Origin of the sequence: Amycolatopsis sp. NPDC052450, assembly GCF_044547565.1 — a bacterium.
In the GTDB taxonomy this organism is placed as follows: domain Bacteria; phylum Actinomycetota; class Actinomycetes; order Mycobacteriales; family Pseudonocardiaceae; genus Amycolatopsis.
Window position 1 is genome coordinate 296240 of the sequence record NZ_JBIUAQ010000004.1, and the last position, 18108, is coordinate 314347.

15 protein-coding genes and 1 pseudogene are annotated in these 18108 nt (G+C 69.2%); 10 read left to right on the forward strand and 6 right to left on the reverse strand.

The annotated features are described in order from the left end of the window. Positions 1-48 precede the first annotated feature (48 nt). The 5 genes from ACIHAO_RS10245 (at position 49) to ACIHAO_RS10265 (ending at position 6889) form a co-directional block, all read left to right on the forward strand. Complete coding sequence (locus ACIHAO_RS10245) at positions 49-1029, forward strand: Acg family FMN-binding oxidoreductase (RefSeq protein WP_396556490.1); 981 nt, start codon at positions 49-51, stop codon at positions 1027-1029. 23 nt (positions 1030-1052) lie between these two features. After that, positions 1053-2426 (forward strand): MBL fold metallo-hydrolase RNA specificity domain-containing protein, encoded by a 1374-nt coding sequence (locus tag ACIHAO_RS10250; RefSeq protein WP_396556492.1) that lies wholly within the window; start codon positions 1053-1055, stop codon positions 2424-2426. A 404-nt stretch (positions 2427-2830) separates the two neighbouring features. Beyond that, positions 2831-3346, forward strand: coding sequence for a GNAT family N-acetyltransferase (locus ACIHAO_RS10255; protein ID WP_396556494.1), 516 nt, complete (start codon positions 2831-2833; stop codon positions 3344-3346). Positions 3347-3449: 103 nt separating this feature from the next. Continuing rightward, on the forward strand, positions 3450-4352 hold the full coding sequence (locus ACIHAO_RS10260; RefSeq protein WP_396556496.1) for a universal stress protein: 903 nt from the start codon (positions 3450-3452) through the stop codon (positions 4350-4352). Next, complete coding sequence (locus ACIHAO_RS10265) at positions 4349-6889, forward strand: cation-translocating P-type ATPase (protein WP_396556498.1); 2541 nt, start codon at positions 4349-4351, stop codon at positions 6887-6889. The genes ACIHAO_RS10260 and ACIHAO_RS10265 overlap by 4 nt, the downstream gene beginning before the upstream one ends. Before the next feature lie 24 nt (positions 6890-6913). Here the strand turns inward: ACIHAO_RS10265 and ACIHAO_RS10270 are convergent. From ACIHAO_RS10270 to ACIHAO_RS10285, 4 genes and pseudogenes are all read right to left on the reverse strand, one after another. Then, positions 6914-8254, reverse strand: a pseudogene (locus ACIHAO_RS10270) (wax ester/triacylglycerol synthase family O-acyltransferase); the annotation flags it as partial. 19 nt (positions 8255-8273) lie between these two features. Next, positions 8274-10157 carry an ATP-dependent zinc metalloprotease FtsH gene (gene ftsH / locus ACIHAO_RS10275; RefSeq protein ID WP_396556500.1) on the reverse strand — a complete coding sequence of 628 codons (1884 nt, stop codon included), beginning with the start codon at positions 10155-10157 and terminating at the stop codon, positions 8274-8276. A gap of 25 nt (positions 10158-10182) precedes the next feature. Beyond that, on the reverse strand, positions 10183-10413 hold the full coding sequence (locus ACIHAO_RS10280) for an SHOCT domain-containing protein (protein ID WP_219151286.1): 231 nt from the start codon (positions 10411-10413) through the stop codon (positions 10183-10185). A gap of 16 nt (positions 10414-10429) precedes the next feature. Beyond that, a complete protein-coding gene (locus ACIHAO_RS10285; RefSeq protein WP_396556503.1) occupies positions 10430-11449 on the reverse strand; it encodes an Acg family FMN-binding oxidoreductase in 1020 nt (339 codons plus the stop codon). 166 nt (positions 11450-11615) lie between these two features. Here ACIHAO_RS10285 and ACIHAO_RS10290 point away from each other — a divergent pair, with 166 nt between their 5' ends. Continuing rightward, on the forward strand, positions 11616-13007 hold the full coding sequence (locus ACIHAO_RS10290; protein WP_396556505.1) for a DUF4389 domain-containing protein: 1392 nt from the start codon (positions 11616-11618) through the stop codon (positions 13005-13007). Further along, the gene (locus ACIHAO_RS10295) at positions 13007-13531 is read left to right on the forward strand and encodes a flavodoxin family protein (protein ID WP_396556507.1); all 525 of its coding nucleotides are present in this window, start codon (positions 13007-13009) and stop codon (positions 13529-13531) included. Before ACIHAO_RS10290 ends, ACIHAO_RS10295 begins: the two co-directional genes overlap by 1 nt. Before the next feature lie 3 nt (positions 13532-13534). On the opposite strand, the gene ACIHAO_RS10300 is transcribed toward ACIHAO_RS10295, so the two are convergent. Further along, a complete protein-coding gene (locus ACIHAO_RS10300; protein WP_396556509.1) occupies positions 13535-14200 on the reverse strand; it encodes a type II CAAX prenyl endopeptidase Rce1 family protein in 666 nt (221 codons plus the stop codon). 48 nt (positions 14201-14248) lie between these two features. On the opposite strand from ACIHAO_RS10300, the gene ACIHAO_RS10305 reads away from it, so the two are divergent. The 3 genes from ACIHAO_RS10305 (at position 14249) to ACIHAO_RS10315 (ending at position 17452) form a co-directional block, all read left to right on the forward strand. Beyond that, complete coding sequence (locus tag ACIHAO_RS10305; protein WP_396556511.1) at positions 14249-15298, forward strand: acyltransferase; 1050 nt, start codon at positions 14249-14251, stop codon at positions 15296-15298. A gap of 397 nt (positions 15299-15695) precedes the next feature. Further along, entirely contained in the window at positions 15696-15962 is a 267-nt protein-coding gene (locus ACIHAO_RS10310; protein ID WP_396556513.1) for a DUF1918 domain-containing protein, read from the forward strand. Then, positions 15959-17452 carry a WS/DGAT domain-containing protein gene (locus ACIHAO_RS10315; protein WP_396556515.1) on the forward strand — a complete coding sequence of 498 codons (1494 nt, stop codon included), beginning with the start codon at positions 15959-15961 and terminating at the stop codon, positions 17450-17452. Before ACIHAO_RS10310 ends, ACIHAO_RS10315 begins: the two co-directional genes overlap by 4 nt. On the opposite strand, the gene ACIHAO_RS10320 is transcribed toward ACIHAO_RS10315, so the two are convergent. Further along, a complete protein-coding gene (locus tag ACIHAO_RS10320) occupies positions 17439-18017 on the reverse strand; it encodes a hypothetical protein (RefSeq protein WP_396556517.1) in 579 nt (192 codons plus the stop codon). The two genes, ACIHAO_RS10315 and ACIHAO_RS10320, sit on opposite strands and share 14 nt — an antisense overlap. Between the last annotated feature and the right edge of the window lie 91 nt (positions 18018-18108).

An 18108-nucleotide genomic window follows, 5' to 3' on the forward strand; every position in this document is an offset into this window, starting at 1 on the left:
ACAGGTGCACCGTGGAACTTGATCGAGTGACGACTGAGGACGGGACATATGGCGAACGGGTGGACGAGGGCCGAGACCGAGGTACTGGCGAGGACGTTGCTGCGGGCGCCCTCCGTGCACAACATCCAGCCGTGGCGACTGGAGCTCGACGGAGACAGGCTTCTCCTGCGTGAGCGCCGCGACCTGGAAGTGCCCGAGCACGACACCCGAGGCCGTGACCGGCTCATCTCCTGCGGTGCCGCCCTCGCCAATGTGGAACTGGCGGTCCGCGTTCTCGGCTACGACCTGACCACCCGGATGTTCCCGGAGGACGGCGAACCGGACCTCGTCGCCGCGATCGAGACCACGGGGCGTTCGGCGCCGTCCGACGTCGACCTGCACCGGTACTCGGCGATAGCCCGGCGAGGGAGCTACCGCCACCCCTTCTCCGGTAGGCGAGTCTCGCGGGAGAAGATCGGCGACCTGATAGCCGCCGCGACCGAGAGCGGCGTCGAAGCGAGGCTGATCCACGACGAGCTGGAACTCTCCCGGGTCGCGGATCTGCTCGAATTCGCCGCCGAGGCGTATCAGCATGACCTGGCGTACCAGCGCGAACTGGCCCTGTGGACCATCCACGACGAGCACTATCACCGCCATGGTGTCGGACTGGCCGCGAGCACGCTACCCGCCGGATCGCTTCCCTGGGCGGGACTGGTCCGCCCAGGGACGGCTCTCCCCGATCGCCGAGTCCTGCAGCGTCGCCTCGCCGGCGAGACCCTGCTCGTCTTCCTCACCGTCGACGACGGCCGATACGACCACCTGCACGCGGGACACGCGCTCCAGGACACCTGGCTCGAAGCGGTCGACGGAGGTCTGGCCGGTTCGGTCCTGACCCAGCCGTTGCACCTGCCAGAGGTCCGTTCCGCGTTGGCCGAGGATCTGGAACTTCCCGGGTTTCCGCAGGCCGTCATGCGCTTCGGCTATCCCACCGGACTGGTACCGCCGAGCCCGCGCCGCGCTGTCGACGAAATCCTCGGAACCGGATTCTGAGCTCCCACGAGAAAGGTGTCGTCGTGACCATCGCGCTGACCTTCCATGGCGGAGCCGGAACCGTCACCGGCAGCAAGTACCTGCTGGAAACACCCGGTTCCCGCGTCCTGGTCGACTGCGGCCTCTTCCAAGGGCTCACCGATCTGCGCCGCCGGAATTGGGCACCGCTGCCGCGTGCCTTGACCGACGTCGACGCCGTGGTGATCACCCACGCCCATCTGGACCACTGCGGGTACCTGCCGGTCCTGGTGCGATCCGGCTGGCGCGGACCGGTGTACGCGACGCCGGGCACCGCGGCTCTCGTGCCGATCGTGCTGGAGGACAGCGCCCATCTCATGACCGAGGAGGCCGCGCACGCCAACAAATACGGCTGGTCGAAGCACCGGCCGGCCTTGCCCCTTTACGACGCGGGTGACGCGCGGAAAGCGATCGGTCTTCTCGAAGAACTCGAGTACGGCGCCGAGACGACGGTGGGCAAGGACATGACGCTGCGTTTCGGGCAGGCCGGCCACATCCTCGGCTCCGCATGGGCACAGTTGCGGTCCGACGGGCGCGACGTCGTGTTCAGCGGCGATCTCGGCCGTCCGGCACACAGTCTCCTTCGCCCACCGGCGCCGCGGCCTCCCTGCGACGCGCTGATACTCGAATCGACCTACGGCTCCCGCGTCCACCACGACACCGATGCCATGGACCGACTCGGCGAAGTCATCAGGCGGACGGCCAGGCGCGGCGGAAGTGTCCTCATCCCGGCGTTCGCCGTCGACCGGACCGAAGTGGTGCTGGCCGCCCTCGCGAAACTGATGCGGTCGCGCACCATCCCCGACCTTCCGGTGTACGTGGACAGCCCCATGGCCCTGGCGGCGCTGCGGGTGTACCGCGAAGCGTTCCGCGACCACTGGCCGGAGATCCGGCCCGAACTGGCCGGGCACGATCCGCTGACCCCGCCTTCGTTGACCGAGCTGCGGACCGTGGAGGAATCCATGCGGGTCAACGCGCCCAGGATGCCTTCGATCATCATCTCCGCGTCGGGAATGGCGAGCGGCGGCCGGGTACTGCATCATCTGGAACACATGCTGCCCGATCACCGGCACACCGTGCTCATCGTCGGCTACGCCGCTCCTGGCACCCGCGCGCGCAGCCTCGCGAACGGAGCGAGGCAGATCAAGATCCACGGCCGCTACACCACGGTTCGCGCCGACGTGGCCCAGCTCGATGCCTTCAGCGCCCATGCCGACGCGGACGAGCTGGTGCGGTGGGCCACCGCGGGAGCGCCGCCGAAGACCACCTATCTCGTGCACGGCGAACCCGAGGGTTCGGCGGCGGTCGCCGAACGGCTTCGTACCGAGCATGACTGGCAGGCTGTCGTTCCTCGTGATCGGGAGCGGGTGCTGATCTGACAGCTACGGGGAGGCCCTCGGCCCGTCCACAGGCGCCGGGGTCGTGCGTGGCAAGGACGGTTCTATTCGGGAATTAAGGCAAAGGCGACGTGATATCGACGCATGTCGCGAAAGCCACTTTCGCGACGCCTGATGTCCCGAAAGTGGCTTTCGCGACACAGCCGCCGGGTGGCGCGCCCGGTCCTGGACAGAAGCGGTGTCCTGAAGGCCACCCTTGAGAAATCCAACGTCCCCAAGGTGGCCTTCAGGACACCTCGTCCGACAAGACACGTTTGAGCGCTCTGACCCTTCGGAAAGTGTTTCGACGTCGGTCGACGACCGGACGGAAGGCGAGGGACGTTGGTCCCCGTGGCATGACCTCTTCGGCCGTATCGCCGCAAAGTCCGCGGTCCTACGCTGAGCCGATGGACGGACAGCCGGTGCACCTGCGCGATGGCCGGACCGTCTTCGTGACCCGTGTGAGTCCGGCCGACGCCGAAGAACTCGGTGAGGCGCTCGTCGAAGCGGATCGGGAGACGCTGTACCGACGGTTCTGTGGGCCGCCTCCGAAGGTGACGCCGCGCTTGCTGGCGCGTCTGACCGAGCTCGATTTCGATCGCCGTTACGCGATTGTCGCCCGTGACGAGGCAGGGAAGGGCGTGGCGATCGCGCGGTACGAGGCGACGCCCCAGCCTGGGGTCGCGGAAATCGCGGTCGTGGTGAAGCCCGGTTGGCGCCGGATCGGGCTGGCGTCGGCTTTGGTCACGAAGCTGGCGGAAGCGGCGTCGCGGCACGGGTTCAGCGAGTTCACCGCCACCTATCTCGCCGACAACCGCGCCGTCGCGGACCTCCTCGACTCGGCGGGGGCGCGACGGGTGATCACGGACGGTCTCGCGGACGCGGTGGTCCGGCTGCCGTCTCGTCCGTCCACAGTAGACTGATAGGTCGAAGGTCCCGTCCTCTGGTTACGAACGCCGCTGCCTTCCTGACGCGTCAGTTCCTAACGTCCAAGGCAGTTGCCGAATCAGGATGGGGTGAACCGTTATGCCGGAGAATTCGGGGCACGGGGTCGTCGTCGGTGTGGACGGCTCGGAGTCCGCGATCAAGGCCGTCCGCTGGGCGGCGGATCAGGCGCGACGCCGCCACGCGGAACTCACGCTGGTGCACGCGATCGACGACGAGTCGCTGAGTCATCCGAGGCCGATGCCGACCCGGGAAGATCTCGCGGAAATGATCAGGATGCGCGGACATCGGCTCCTGCGGCAAGCCCGTGATGTCGCCAGGGAGATCGCTCCGGACGTCCACGTCTCACTCGTCTTGCGGCATGAGCGCCCGGTGCAAGCGCTGAAAGACGCGGCCGAGGGCGCGGACCTGCTCGTACTGGGCACCGAAGGTCTGCGTCCCTTGGGCCGGGTGCTGGTCGGATCGGTGTCCATCGCGCTGGCGGCACGTGCGGCGTGCCCCGTCGCGCTGATCCGCCCGCACGTCGCGGAATCCGAAGCACCGCAGGACGGACCGGTCGTCGTGGGCGTCGATGGGACAAGGACCAGCGAAGCCGCCCTCGCGCTCGCCTTCGAGGAAGCGTCCTGGCGGCAGACCGAATTGGTCGCCTTGCATTGCTGGGACGACGCATTCCTTTCGGCGGTCTTCGAGGAAACGCACTGGAGCCTGGAGCGGTCCGAGATCGAGGAGAGCGCGAACGAGGTCCTCGCCGAACGGCTCGCGGGCTGGCGGGAGAAGTACCCCGACGTGCGTGTGCACCGGGAGGTGGTGCGCGGTCGTCCCGCCGACAAACTGCTCGGGCACGCCGACCGGGCGCAACTGCTGGTCGTGGGCAGTCGCGGCCGCGGCGGCGTCGCCGGGATGCTCCTCGGTTCGACCAGCCAAGCGGTGATGTCCTACGCGCTGTGCCCGGTGATCGTGGCCCGCGAGGCAGCGGGCCGGTGACCGGCTCGGCCATGGTCCGGGAAGCGGCGGGTCTCACGGCAGACGAAGCGGCGACCGCGCTTCGCCGGGACGGACCGAATGTCCTTCCCGCCGCGAAACAGCGGAATCCGTTGCTGACGCTGGCGGGTCAGATGGTCCACTTCTTCGCGCTGATGCTGTGGGCGGCGGCGGGGCTGGCGTTGCTCGCCGGGATGCCGGCGCTGTCGATCGCGATCGTCGTGGTCGTGGTGCTCAACGGTGCGTTCTCGTTCGCCCAGGAGTACCGCGCGGACCGTGCCGCGGAGCGGTTGCGGGATCTGCTGCCGGTGCGAGCGACGGTGCGCCGGGACGGGCGTGCGGTCGTCGTGGACGCGGCGGACCTGGTCGTGGGCGACGTGGTCCTGCTCGAGGCGGGCGACCGCGTATGCGCCGACGGGGAACTCGCCGAATGCGGCCTGCTCTCGGTGGACGAGTCCATGCTCACCGGCGAGAGCAGGCCCGTGCGGCCGGAGGTGGGCGGATCCGTTTTCGCCGGTACGTATGTCACCGAAGGGCACGGCGTCGCGATCGTGACGGCCACCGGCGCCCGCTCCCGCCTCGCCGGTATCTCCGCGGTGACCGCGAACGCCGTGCGGCCGAGAAGTCCTTTGGCCACGCAGTTGCACCGCGTGGTGCGGCTCGTGGCCCTGATGGCGGTCGCGGTCGGCTGCGTGTTCTTCGCCGCAGCCCTCGGTCTCGGCCGCGCGGGAACGGAAAGCTTCCTGCTCGCGATCGGCGTGACGGTCGCGCTCGTCCCGGAGGGGCTGCTGCCGACCGTGACGCTGTCGCTGGCGCGGGCGGCGCAGAAGATGGCGGGCCGCAACGCCCTGGTACGCCGGCTCGAATCCGTGGAGACGCTGGGGGCGACCACGTTCATCTGCACCGACAAGACCGGCACGCTGACCCGCAACGAAATGTCCGTCGTCCGGGTGTGGACGCCGTCCGGGACCGTCGAGGTCGACGGTACGGGATACCGGCCGGTCGGTGAGCTCACCGGCTCTCCGGCGGCGGTGCGGGCGGCGGCGACGCTCGCGGATTCCGCGGCACGGTGCTCACCGGACGCGCACGCCGTCGAAGAGGCGAACGGGTGGCGGCCGGTAGGCGACCCGATGGAGGTGGCGCTGCACGTCCTCGCCGCACGTGCCGGAGTCGCCGCCGCTCCGCCGCCGGTCCGACGGCGGCCGTTCGATCCGCGTCGGCGCCGGTCCTCGGTCGCGGACGTCGACGGCCTCCATGTCTCGGGCGCGCCGGACACCGTCCTGCCACTGTGCGCCGAGGTTTCCGGCGCGGACGAAGCGATCGCCTCGTTCAGCAGAGCGGGTCTGCGGGTGCTCGCGGTGGCGTGCCATGCCAAATCGGCCGTACAGGAGGAGCAGGGCGGGCTGTCGCTGCTCGGCCTCGTCGGGTTGGAGGACCCGCCCCGGCCCGACGTCGGCGCAGCGATCGCCTCCTGCCGTCGTGCCGGGATCCGGCTGGCGATGGTGACCGGCGACCATCCGGGGACGGCGGCGGCCATCGCCGCCGAAGTCGGGCTGCTCGGGCCGGACCGGCTCGTGCTGGAAGGCAAGGACCTGCCGGCCGACGACGAGGCGCTCGGCAGGCTGCTCGATGTCGACGGTGTGGTGGTCGCCAGGGTCGCCCCGGAGGAGAAGCTTCGGATCGCGAAGGTCCTCCAGGCTCGCGGGCACGTCGTGGCGATGACCGGAGACGGCGTCAACGACGGGCCGGCCTTGCGCACGGCCGACATCGGTGTCGCGATGGGGGCATCGGGCAGTGACGTCGCCAGGGAGGCGGCCGACCTGGTCCTCCTCGACGATCATTTCGGCACCATCGTGGCCGCCGTCGAACTCGGGCGCGCGACGTTCGTGAACATCCGGCGCTTTCTCACCTATCACCTGACCGACAACGTCGCCGAGCTCACGCCGTTCGTCGTGTGGGCGCTCGCGGGCGGGCAGATCCCGCTGGCCATCACCGTCTTGCAGGTACTGGCGCTCGACATCGGCACCGACCTCCTCCCGGCGGTCGCGCTCGGCGCGGAGCCGCCGAACCGCCGCACGATGGAGGGGCCCGCGAAGGGCGGGTCCCTGATCGACGGCAGGCTGGTGCGCCGCGCCTTCGGAGTGCTCGGCCCGGCCGAGGCGCTGGCGTCCATGGCGGCGTTCCTGGTGGTGCTCCTCGTCGGCGGGTGGTGGTTCGGCGAGGTGCCGGGCACCGCGCTGCTCGCGACCGCGTCCGGTACGGCCTTCGCGGCGATCGTGTTCGGCCAGCTCGCGAACGCCTTCGCCTGCCGGAGCGAGTCACGCTGGATCGGCAGGATCGGCTTGCGGGGAAATCCCTTGCTGTGGTTCGCGATCGTCTTCGAACTCGCGATGCTGGCCGCGTTCCTCGTGATGCCGCCTCTGCCCGGTCTCCTCAGCGGTACCGTGCCGAGCCCGCTCGGCTGGGTGCTGGCGTTCGCCACCGTCCCGGTCGTCCTGCTCGCCGACACCGTCCACAAGGCCGTTCGTGCCCGGTCGTGACCGGCGCGTGATCCTCGCCAAGGCCACCAGTTCGTTCTCGATGGCCTTGGCGAGGAAACCGGCGTCCGGCGCACTCGCGAAGTCCAGGGTGATGCCGAAATTGAGCTTGTCGCGATAGGAGAAGACGGCCACGCCGGTCCGCAGGCGCAAGGCGACCGGGACGTAGGGGTAGAGGTCCGCCACCTCGCGTCCGAGCAACCGCAGCGGTGTCCGCGGCCCCGGGACATTCGTGACCACCGAGACCACGTTGTGCTGGGGAAGGCCGGCGGCGAGCCGGACGGCCCACGCGATCGGTGCGAACGGGGCGGAGGCCGCGACGCCGGTCAACGCGGCGCCGGCCTCCGCCTCTTTGCTCGCCTTCAAGGCGGCCGACCGCCGATGAACCGCGACCAGCCGTCCCGCGGGATCGGGGACGTCGACGGGGAGCAAGGGCAGCATCAGCGAGACTTCGTTGTCGACGGTGTCGTGGTTTCCGCGGACGGAGACCGGCACGAGCGCGCGTATCGCGTCCGGCACCGGCTGCTCGCCTCTTCGGCGCAAAAGGGCCCGGAACGCGCCCGTGACGGCCGCGAGTGCCACGTCGTTCACGGTGACCTCGAAAACACGGCAGATAGCGTGCACGTCGTCGAGGGACGTATGCGCCACCTCGTAGCGCCGGTCCGGGCCGATGGGGCCGGAGAGCGACGATCGCGCCGCGGGGACGAGCGCGGCGGCGAACGCCGTCAGGCCCGAGACGGCATCCGCGATGCCGCGCACCGCCCGTGAAGGGGAGAGCGCCAGCCGTACCACCGAGCGAAGCAGTGCGGCGGGAGTCAGCAGGAGCCCGCGTGCGGCATCCTTGAGCAGGTCCGCGGTGCCGAGGTCGGGGACCGGCTCGGCCGTCGCGGCGTCTGGGGATACGTCGGTGAAGAGCACCTTCAGCAGCTCGTTACCGGTGACGCCGTCCGCGACGCAGTGATGCAGTTTCGACAACACCGCCCAACGGCCGCCGGAAAGTCCCTCCATGACCCAGAATTCCCACAGCGGATGATCCCGGTCGAGGCGTTCCCCCATCAGCAGGGCGACGAGTTCGCACAGCTCCCGCTCCCCGCCGGGTGCCGGGACGGCGATCCGATGGAAGTGCCGGGCCGCGTCGAAACGGTCGTCGTCGACCCATACCGGTGGACCGAGGTCGAGCGGCATACGGTGGATCTTCTGCCGGTAGCGCGGGATCAGCGGCAACCGGGAGGTGATCGACCGGACGAAGTCCGCGTGCGAGGGCGGCGGGCCTTCGATCACCGCCACCGAAGCGATGGAAAGGGAGGCGTTGGAATCCCCGTCCTCCAGCTCCAGGAACGCCGCGTCGAGCGGGCTCAGATGGTCCATCGGTGCCTCCCGGGTTCGTTCACGACGCGAGATCGCCGGCTGCGCTTTCCTGCCGCAGCGCGTCGAGGACGACGCTCCCGTCGACGGTCTCTTCGCTCATCAATTCGGCGGTCAGCAGGTCCAGCGCTTTCCGATGCCCGCGCAAGGCGCTGACGGCTCGGTCTTCGGCCGCGCGCAGCAGCCGGGTGACCTCCCGGTCGATCACCTGCTGCGTTCTCTCGGAGAAGCCGCCGTTCCGTCGCTCGACCGGGTCCTCGGCGAGGAACCGGGCATGAGCGGCCGGATAGGCGACCGGACCGAGCGTGGTGGACAGGCCGAGTTCCGTCACCATCTTCACCGCGAGCGCGGTGGCCCCGGCGAGATCGTCGGCGGCGCCGGTGGAGCCCTGACGGAACACCACCAGTTCCGCGGCGCGTCCGCCCAGCCGGATGGTCAGCAGATCGGTGAGATAGGCCTCGCTGTAGAGATGTCGTTCGGCTTCGGGGAGTTGTTCGGTGGCACCCAGTGCCATCCCCGCCGGGAGGATGGTGACCTTCGCGACCGGATCGGCGTGTTCGCACAGCGCGGCGATCAGCGCGTGACCGGATTCGTGCACGGCCACGGCGTGCCGTTCCTCGGGCAGCAGGGCGTTGGACGTTTCGCGACGTCCGAGCAGTAGCCGGTCCCGTGCCGAGTCCAGGTCGGCCGCCGTGATGGTCGTGCGCCCGGCACGGACGGCGTTGATGGCTCCCTCGTTGACCAGATTCGCGAGATCCGCGCCGGAGAACCCGGGCGTTCCGCGGGCGATGCGCCGCAGGTCGACTTCAGGACCGAGGTGTTTGCCGTTCACGTGCACGGCGAGGATGGCCGCGCGTTCGTCCTGGTTCGGCAGCGGCACGGTGACCTGCCGGTCGAACCGCCCGGGCCGCAGTAGCGCGTGGTCGAGGGATTCCGGCCGGTTGGTCGCGGCGAGCACGACGATCCCGCTGCTCTGATCGAAACCGTCCATCTCGGCCAGAAGCTGGTTCAGGGTCTGCTCGCGTTCGTCGTGCCCGCCCGTACCACCGCCGACGCCTCGGCGGCTCCCGACGGCGTCGATCTCGTCGATGAAGATGATGGACGGCGCCCGGTTCCTGGCCTCGGTGAACAGATCGCGGACCCGCGAGGCACCGACGCCGACGAACATCTCCACGAACTCGGAACCGGTGACCGACAGGAACGGCACACTGGCCTCGCCCGCGACGGCGCGAGCCAGCAGTGTCTTCCCGGTGCCCGGCGGTCCCACCATGATGACGCCGCGCGGCCCTTTCGCGCCCGCCGCCGCGTAGCGGTCCGGATCGCGGAGGAAGTCGACGATCTCGCTGACTTCCTGCTTGACCCCTTCGTAACCCGCGACATCCGCGAACCGGGTGGTGGGCCGCTGCGCCTCGATGATCTTCGCCTTCGATCGGCCGAAACCCCCGGCCCCGGCGAGGGACCGTTGGGCCCCTTTGCCCATCCAGATCAGGAAACCCACCAGAAGAAGCAAGGGGAGCAGGCTGCCGACGAAAGAGAGCACGCCCGACGTGCCCCCTGGCGCGCCGGTGACCTGGACACCCTTCTCCTTCAGCTTCGGCAACAACTGGTCGTCCTTGAGCGCGACGGGAAGCTGCGTGGTGAACGCGGTCCCGTCACGGAGGTTCCCCTTGATCGCCCCTTCATCGTCGACGGTGACCTTCTCCACCTGTCCCGCGTCTACTTTGGACAGAAGCTCCGTGTAGCCGAAGGAGGGAGTCTCGGCGGTCAGCAGATGAGGGAGGAAGAACAACAGCAGCATCACCAGGAAAGCCGCGGGAACCACCCAGCGGAGCCAACCTGATGGTTCAGGTGGCCCCGCGGGCGGGATCGGGTCGGAGGGCGGGCCGGGTTTGGCCGTCCGTGACATCACGTGTCCCTTCGCGCGGGCCCGGTCACCCGCGAAGCACGGCACGCCGTGTCTCGAACTCGTCCTTGTCGATCTCCCCACGCGCGAACCGTTCGTTCAGGATCCTGACCGCGTCGTCGTGCCCGGTCGAGGTCTTGGTGGTGCGGCGCAACAGGATCACCGAGACGGTGATGAGGCCGCCGACCAGGATGAGCACGGTGATCAGCATGAGCAGCATGCTGACCCAGCCGCCGTTGGAGTAGTGCCAGTAAGGCATGGCCGTTCCTTTCGATTCAGTGGCTCTGGTAGCGCACTTCGCGGGTCACCGGCGTCCCGAGCGGTGCGAGGACCTCGTCGAGGTTCCGGCGCGGGGTCGCGGGCAGGGGATCGGCGTTGACCGGTGCCCAGCCGGTCCGCAGCACCATCTGCGGGAAGGTGCCGCCGGTGACCAGGTCCCGCACCTTCGTCCTGGTGTCCGCGACTTCCAGCGGTTCGGTGAGCGGAGAGGTGGTCAGGCCCAGGCTGGTCGCGGCGAGCAGTACTGCGCTGGTGGCCTCGCCCGCGCGGAGGCGCGACATGGCGTCGTCCGAAGCCGTGCTCAGCACGAGGAGCACGGTCTCGTCCGCTTCACCGGTCGAGCCTTCGGGCTGGCCGAGCCGGGGGTCGGCGAACGCACGCGCGGGCAGGGCGCCGGGGGTGTCGTCCTGTGCGGGTGCGTTCGCCGACGGGACGCCGTCGGGAGCGGTGTGCCTGCCGCTCCAGGCGGCGAGTTCGGTGCGGTACGCCGGATCCGCCGCGTGGACCTCGGCGGCTTCGGAGATGGCGCGCGCGAGGTGGTAGCGGGCGGCGTCGAGAGCGGGGCGCAGGATGGCGCCTTCGTCCGCCGCGTGCCGGGCGAGGGTTTCGAGGTGCCCGGTGGGGACGGTCCAGGAGCTGTGCCTGCGCCGGTCGGTCCGGCGCCGGGGAATGGCGGCGGCGAGCGCGACGTCCTCCTGGGTGGGCTCGTGCCGGTGCAGCTCGATGGACGCCAGGTGGTCCGGCTCCGCCGGATTGGGCAACCGGTGCACCTCGGCACGCCAGCCCAAGGCCGCGAAGCCGACCCGGAGATGGTGCAGCGCCGCCCCGCAGCCGAGCATCAGGTCCCGGCCGTCCGGATCGGTCCCGGCCAGCTGCCGGGCCCGGTCGGCGTAGAGGTGGACGGTGCGATCTCCGACGCGCCATTGCCAGGGTTGGGAGTTGTGCACCGAAGGGGCGCGGCAGGCCAGGGCCACCGCGGTTTCGACCGTGTAGTCGTCGGGAAGGCCGTGGTCCATCGGAAACCTGCCTCTGTTCAGTGGAAGGGGACGCGTTTCATGGTTCTCCTGAGGCCGCGGGTCGTGGAGGGCCGGAGGGCCCGGTTCGCCGGGCCGTTCGTTTCTGTTCTTCCGCCCGGCCGCGCGGGATGGTCGAAAGGATCCGCTCCCCGCAAGGAGGCGTCCCATGAGTTCCGCTGTCCGCGTCGAGGCTTCGCTCGATCCTGATCTGTCCCGCTGGCTGTGGCTGGTGAAATGGTTGCTCGCGATTCCGCACTATCTGGTGCTCGCGGTGCTGTGGCTCGCGTTCGTCCCGCTGACGGCGGTGGCGTTCTTCGCCATCCTGTTCACCGGGCGGTATCCGCGGGCGATCTTCGAGTTCAACGTCGGGGTTCTCCGGTGGGCGTGGCGTGTGCACTACTACGCCTACGCCGCGCTGGGCACGGATCGATATCCGCCGTTCACCCTGGCCGACGTTCCCGATTATCCCGCCCGGCTCGAGATCGACTACCCGGAGCGGCTTTCCCGCGGCCTCGTGCTCGTGAAGTGGTGGCTGCTCGCGATCCCGCACTACCTCGTCGTCGGTCTCTTCGCCGGAGGCGGGCTTTGGTTGTGGTACAGCTCCGACGAGGGCTTCCAGTGGGGAGCGGGCGGGCTCATCGGGATCCTGGTGCTCATCGCGGGCGTCATCCTGCTGGCTCGGGGTGAATACCCGAAGCCGATTTTCGACTTCGTGATCGGGATGGACCGGTGGGTCGTCCGGGTGGGCGCGTACGCCGCTCTCATGACCGACGAGTACCCGCCCTTCCGCCTGGATTCGGGCGGTACCGAACCCGGCCGGCCGCTCGAAGGCCCCTCCGAACCGGTACGGCACCGTCCGGGTACGGCGGAGTGGACGACCGGTCGTGTCATGTCGGTCGTGATCGGAGTGGCCCTCGCCGTCCTGTCGACCGGTCTGATCAGCGGAGGTGCCGCGTCCCTGTGGCTGGACCGGGTCGACCGCGACGACGACGGATACCTGACGGTCTCGAGTACCTACAGCACCGATACCGCTGCCTTGGCGAGCGAACGGTTCACGTTCGCCGCCACCGCCGCCGGCGATGTACCCGTCACGCGTGCGCTCGGCGACCTCCGCGTACGGGTGACCGCTCTCGGCCTGCAGGACGTTTTCGTCGGTGTCGCGCCGGCCCCGGCGGCGGAACGCTATCTGAGCGGGACCGACCACGCGACGGTCACCGATCTCGCTTCGGGAGAGCTGGCCGTACACCGTTCTCCGGAGTCGCCGGTGCTCCCGTGGGAAGTGGGAATCTGGACCGTTTCGGCGGTCGGCCCTGGCACGCAGACGATCACCTGGCCGGACCAGGCCGGTGACTGGACCCTCGTGGTGATGAACGCCGACGGCTCGGCCGGGGTGGATGTACGCGCGGAGGCGGGTGCGACCGTGCCGATACTCGGCTGGCTGTCCTGGACTCTGCTGGTATCCGGCCTGCTGCTGCTCGCCGCCGGGGTGGCGCTGGCCGCGGTCGCCGTCACCCGTGTCTCGAACGAACTTTCACCGATCAGCCAAGGAGAGTCGTGATGCAGGTACTCGTGGTCTTCGAGTCGATGTTCGGCAACACCGAGATCATCGCCAGGGCGATCGGCAAGGGCCTGGCCGCCTCGTGCGAGGTCGACGTCGTCAACGTCGACGACGCCCCGGCGCAGTGGGACGGCCTCGGCCTGCTCGTCGTCGGAGGCCCCACCCATGCCCACGGCATGACCCGGCCCGGTACCCGCAAGAGCGCGCGGCAGGAGGTCGAGGGCGGAGTCCGCTCGGCGACCGGTGTCCGGGAATGGCTCGGCGCCTTGCCGACGGCATCACGCCGTGTGCCGTTCGCGGTCTTCGACACGAGGCTCCGCCGAGCTCGGTGGCTCACCGGTTCCGCCGCGACCGGCGCGCGGAAGCTGCTGCAGAAGCGCCACGGTGTTCCTTTGCTACCACCGGAGAGTTTCTTCGTGGACGTCGGCAAGAACGCCACGATCCTGTCCGATGGGGAGCAGGAACGTGCTGAAGCCTGGGGCATCCGGCTCGCGGCGAGGCTTCTGGAGACCGCGGCCGGCTGACTCTCACGGGTGAGAAACCACCCACCAGGCGACGAGCAGACCACCCGAATTGGTCGCGCAGTGCAGGAGCGCCGGCGCCAGTACGCCCTTTCCCCAGTGCCGCCACCAGTACAGGAAGACGCCGGCGCCGGCCGCCGCGACCATCGCCAGCACCGAGATCAGCGGAAGCGGGAGACCGCCGATGGTGGCGTTGACCGCGGCGTTGCGGACCAAGGCGAGCGAGGGCAGCAAATGCCACAGACCGAACAGGGCGGCGGCGCCGAGGACCGGTGCCCAGCGCCAGCGCTCGCCGGCACCGAGAAGCGCGGGGAGAACGCCGCGGAAGGCCACTTCCTCGAGGAGAACGGTGCCGAAGGGAATGCGGAGCAGGGCGAGCCACACCAGCTGACCGATCCCCGACGTCCCGACCCTTCCGTCCTCGAAGACGGTCCGGAGCCCGGGCACGGCCAACGCCACCGCGAACACGAGGCCGACCAGCCCGGCACCCGCGAGGCCGATGACGGCGGCGCGACCGAGGGTGTGCCTGCCGAGCCCGATCGACGAGAGCCGGAGGCCGGAGAATCTGGCGATGGCGATCAACACCGCCGCCGTCACGACACCGCATACGGGATACGCCCAGCCGGGCAGCACCCGGTTCGCGAGCACCGTGGCCGTCGCGAGCAGCAGCACCGAGACGATGACGGCGAGAACCCTGCGAGGGAGCCGTATGTCGACTGGTTGCGTTCGGTCAGCCTGATCGTCGTGGTGCTCTGGCACTGGGCGTTCACCATTCTGCGGTGGTCACCGGACGGGCCGATGCCGACGAGCCCGCTCGGGTTCTTCTCCGGTTTGTGGATCTTCACCTGGCTTCTGCAGGTGATGCCGATGTTCTTCTATGTCGGGGGATACGTGCACCTGGTGTCCTGGCGACGGGCGCGAGCCCGCGGGGAACCGCTCGCGCGCTACGTACTGCACCAGATCAGGCGCCTCGTCGTGCCGGCCGGAGCCCTGGTGCTGATCTGGACCGCGTTCGGCGTGACGGCGGCGTCGGTGTTCAATCTACGCTGGATTCGCGGTGCGGCGCTGTTGATCATCAGCCCGTTGTGGTTTCTCGCGGTGTATGTCGTTCTTCTGGCCGTGCTGCCGTTGAGCCTGTGGCTGCACCGGAAGTTCGACGTCGTGGTCCTGGTCTGGCTGGGCGGTGCCGCCCTCGGCGCCGACGTGGTGCGATTCCGCTACGGCGTCGACGAGGCGGGCTGGGTGAACATGATCGCGGTCTGGGGGCTTGCCCATCAGGCCGGTTTCTTCCATCGACGGCTGGTCGACGCACCGCGGCGGTGGGGGCATGCGTTGCTTTGGGCGGGCCTGTTCGGTCTGGCGGGCTTGGTGTTCTCGGGTCTGTACCCGGGTTCGATGGTCGGCGTCCCCGGGGACCGGTTGTCGAACATGGGGCCGCCGACGTTCGTGATCGTCGCGCTGCTGACGTTCCAGATCGGCTTCGCCGAGGTGACCCGCCCATTCTTCGAACGGCGGCTCGAAAGGCCGCGCTGGTGCCGGTTCATAGGTCTGCTCGACCACTACGCGCTGCCGTTGTTCCTCTTCCACACCACCGGGATGGCGCTGGCGAAGGCCTGCGTCTACCTCATCTTCGGGAACGGTCTCTCCGACGATCGGCTCCCTGATCCGATCTGGTGGCTGCAACGGCCGATCGCGGTGCTCGGTTCGTTGTTGTGCACGGTCCCGTTTCTGGTGCTCTTCGGAGGAAGGCGGGCCGTGGGTAAGACGTGAGGAAAAGCGAACGTGGCTGGATCGCGTGCGATGTCGGCTCGCGCCGCGGTCTGATGCCCCCAAAGTGGCATTGGGGACACTGACCGTCTCCAATGCCACATTGGGGGCATGGCCGGCTTCCGATTCCCAGCGCACACCGCCAGGGTGACCAGCCTCCCCAAGCCTTCAACCAGGTGTCGCGAAAAACCAGGCCCTCCCGAAACTGGTGGAGCCTTCATCCCACCACCGTCCCCACCCACGAACACGAACGTTCGGCTTTCGGCTCGGCTCCGCCGACCGGCTCTCAGACGTAAGGACCTTCGGCCCTCCACCGGCGACGGCGTGAGGAGGACGGTGAACGTGCGACCGAGAGAGTCGTGACCGGACACACCGGGCGGCGAGGCGGAAGGCGGGAACCATGCGTGCGCAGCGAGGAGACTGGCTGGTCATCAAAGGGCCGGTCGTCGGGAAACCGGACCAGCGTGGTCTGATCATCGAGGTCCGCAATCCGGACGGTGCACCGCCGTATGTCGTGCGCTGGCCACAGGACGACCACGTGTCCACGGTCTTTCCCGGACCCGACGCCGTTGTCGTGACGGAGGCGGAGCAGAACGCCGCGGACGAGGCGGAGCGTGCCCGGCTCACGGCCGTGCGGGAGGCCATCGCCGTGCGGCACTGGTCGTGACCGGTGGCCGTCGGCCGCGCCGCCCCATCAGCGCGCAGGACAGGTTGTGGCTCGAGCTGGACGAACCCGCCAACCCGATGCTCATCACGGCCGTGCTGTGGACGGCGAGCGAAGTCGATCCCGATCGCCTGGAGCGGGTGGTCGCCGACCGGCTGATCGGACGCTATCCGGTGTTCACCCGGCGTCCGGTCCGTGAGGGTGGTGCCTGGTATTGGGAGGACGATCTAAAGTTCAGCCTGGACAGGCATCTGACGGTGAGCGAGCTGCCCGCACCCGGGACCAGAGAGGTCCTGCAGGATCTGGTCGCGGCGCGGAGAGGCCGGCTGCTCGACCCGGAGCATCCTTTGTGGACGATGGAGCTCTTCCGCGGTTACGGCTCGGGGTCGGCGGTCGTCTTGTGCTCGCACCACGCCATGGCGGACGGCATCCGCCTGGTCCAAGTCCTTTTCGGATTGTTCGATGCGGTGGAAGGGGATGAAAAGCCGGCGAGGGTCGGCGGGGTGGGGCCGCGTGTGACCGACTTTTCCCGTGCGCCTTCGAGAGCCGCGGCGAAGGTGGTGAAAGCCCTCAACGGGTTCGGTGAGCGGCTGGAGGGACCGATCGCGCGCGCGACCCTTGGCTGGCCGTTGCTCGGCCTGACCACGGCCGCAGGGCTCACCGGCGCGGTAGCCGAGGTCATGACCGGTGCTTTGCCGTCGGGTCCGGCCACCGTGGTGAAGTGGCTGACGGCGCAGGGATTCACCGCACGCAACACCGTCGACGGTGTGCTCGGGCTTCTGGCGCCCGCGACGTCCGGCGCGCTCTGGTCGGGCGACCCGGGACCGGAGAAGACCGCGGCATGGGGAGACGCCGTGCCGTTGGATCTCCTCGCCGACGTGGGCCGCGCCACCGGAACGAGCGTCAACGACGTGTGCGTCGCCCTGATCATGGCCGCTTTCGACCGTTACGACCAAGAATCTACTTCGGGAGGGGGCAAGGCGGAGATGAACTGGCTCATCCCGGTGAGCCGTTCGGACTTCGACGGTTCGCTGCCTCCAGAACTGGGCAACGATTTCGCGCTGGTGTTGGCAGGTTTCCCCTTGCGACAGAGAAACTTCCGAGAACGGTTGGATGACGTGCATCGCCGTGTCTCCGGTATTCGCGAGTCGCTTGAGCCGATCCTCACGTTCGGTGTCCAGTGGCTGGCGGGCAGGGCACCGGAGGTGATCTCGGAACCCCTGACGCGCTTCTTCGCGGCCAAGGCGGTGGGTGTGCTGACCAATGTCCCAGGGCCGCGCCGGCCGGGCGAGCTCGCCGGGGCTCGTGTCGAAGGCGTGGTGGGCTGGGCGCCGTGCAGCGGGAAGCAAGCCGTCACGGTCTGTGTGTTCAGCTACGCGGGTTCCGTCCGATTCGGTTTCGGGACCGATCGTTCGCTCATACCCGACCCCGGACTGCTGGTCGCCGCGCTCGAAGACGCGGTGACCGACGCCGCCGCGCTCACGAATCGGTGAGCGCGGCGGCGCGCGCGGCGATGGTGCCGAGCATCGCGCGGGTGGTAAGTCGGGCGATGGGCCGGATCGCTTGCCAGTAAAGCGTTATCGCGTGCCGGACGGCCGGGTCGGTGACGGTGATCCTGGTCTCGATGGTCAACCGGCAGCCCGTTTCCTCGAGCGGCGCCAAGGAGAACCCTACGACGATCGTGCCGCTGTGAGGATGGGCGAAGTCGCGGAAGGACTCCGCCGTGACCTCGTACCACTCGGGAATGGCCGTCCAGAATCGGCCGGCCGCGCCGAGGACGATCTCCTGCCCGGGCCGCTCGCCGAGAAAAGCGCACCGTTCACCGAGCATGGTCTCGCCGAGATCGGGAAAGTGCCCGTGCTCGCGGAGCGCTTCGGGAAGGCCTCGCGCGTGGACGAGCGTCCGGACCCACGGCGAACTCACGTCCTCGGAGCGGAGCTCGCCGATCGCCCGGTACACCGCGGCGGCAGGAGCCTCGAGCCGCGAGGTCTCCGCGAGAACGAAGGCCGGATGTGGCGCGAAAACGTCGAGCAGAGTGGGATCGCGGTCGGTACTCATCGAGCCTCCTGGCGCGCGTTCTCGGCGTCTCGGGCGATCGTCCGCGGCATCGCGGTGTGAACGGCCTTGAAGAACGGTGAGGTCACGGCCC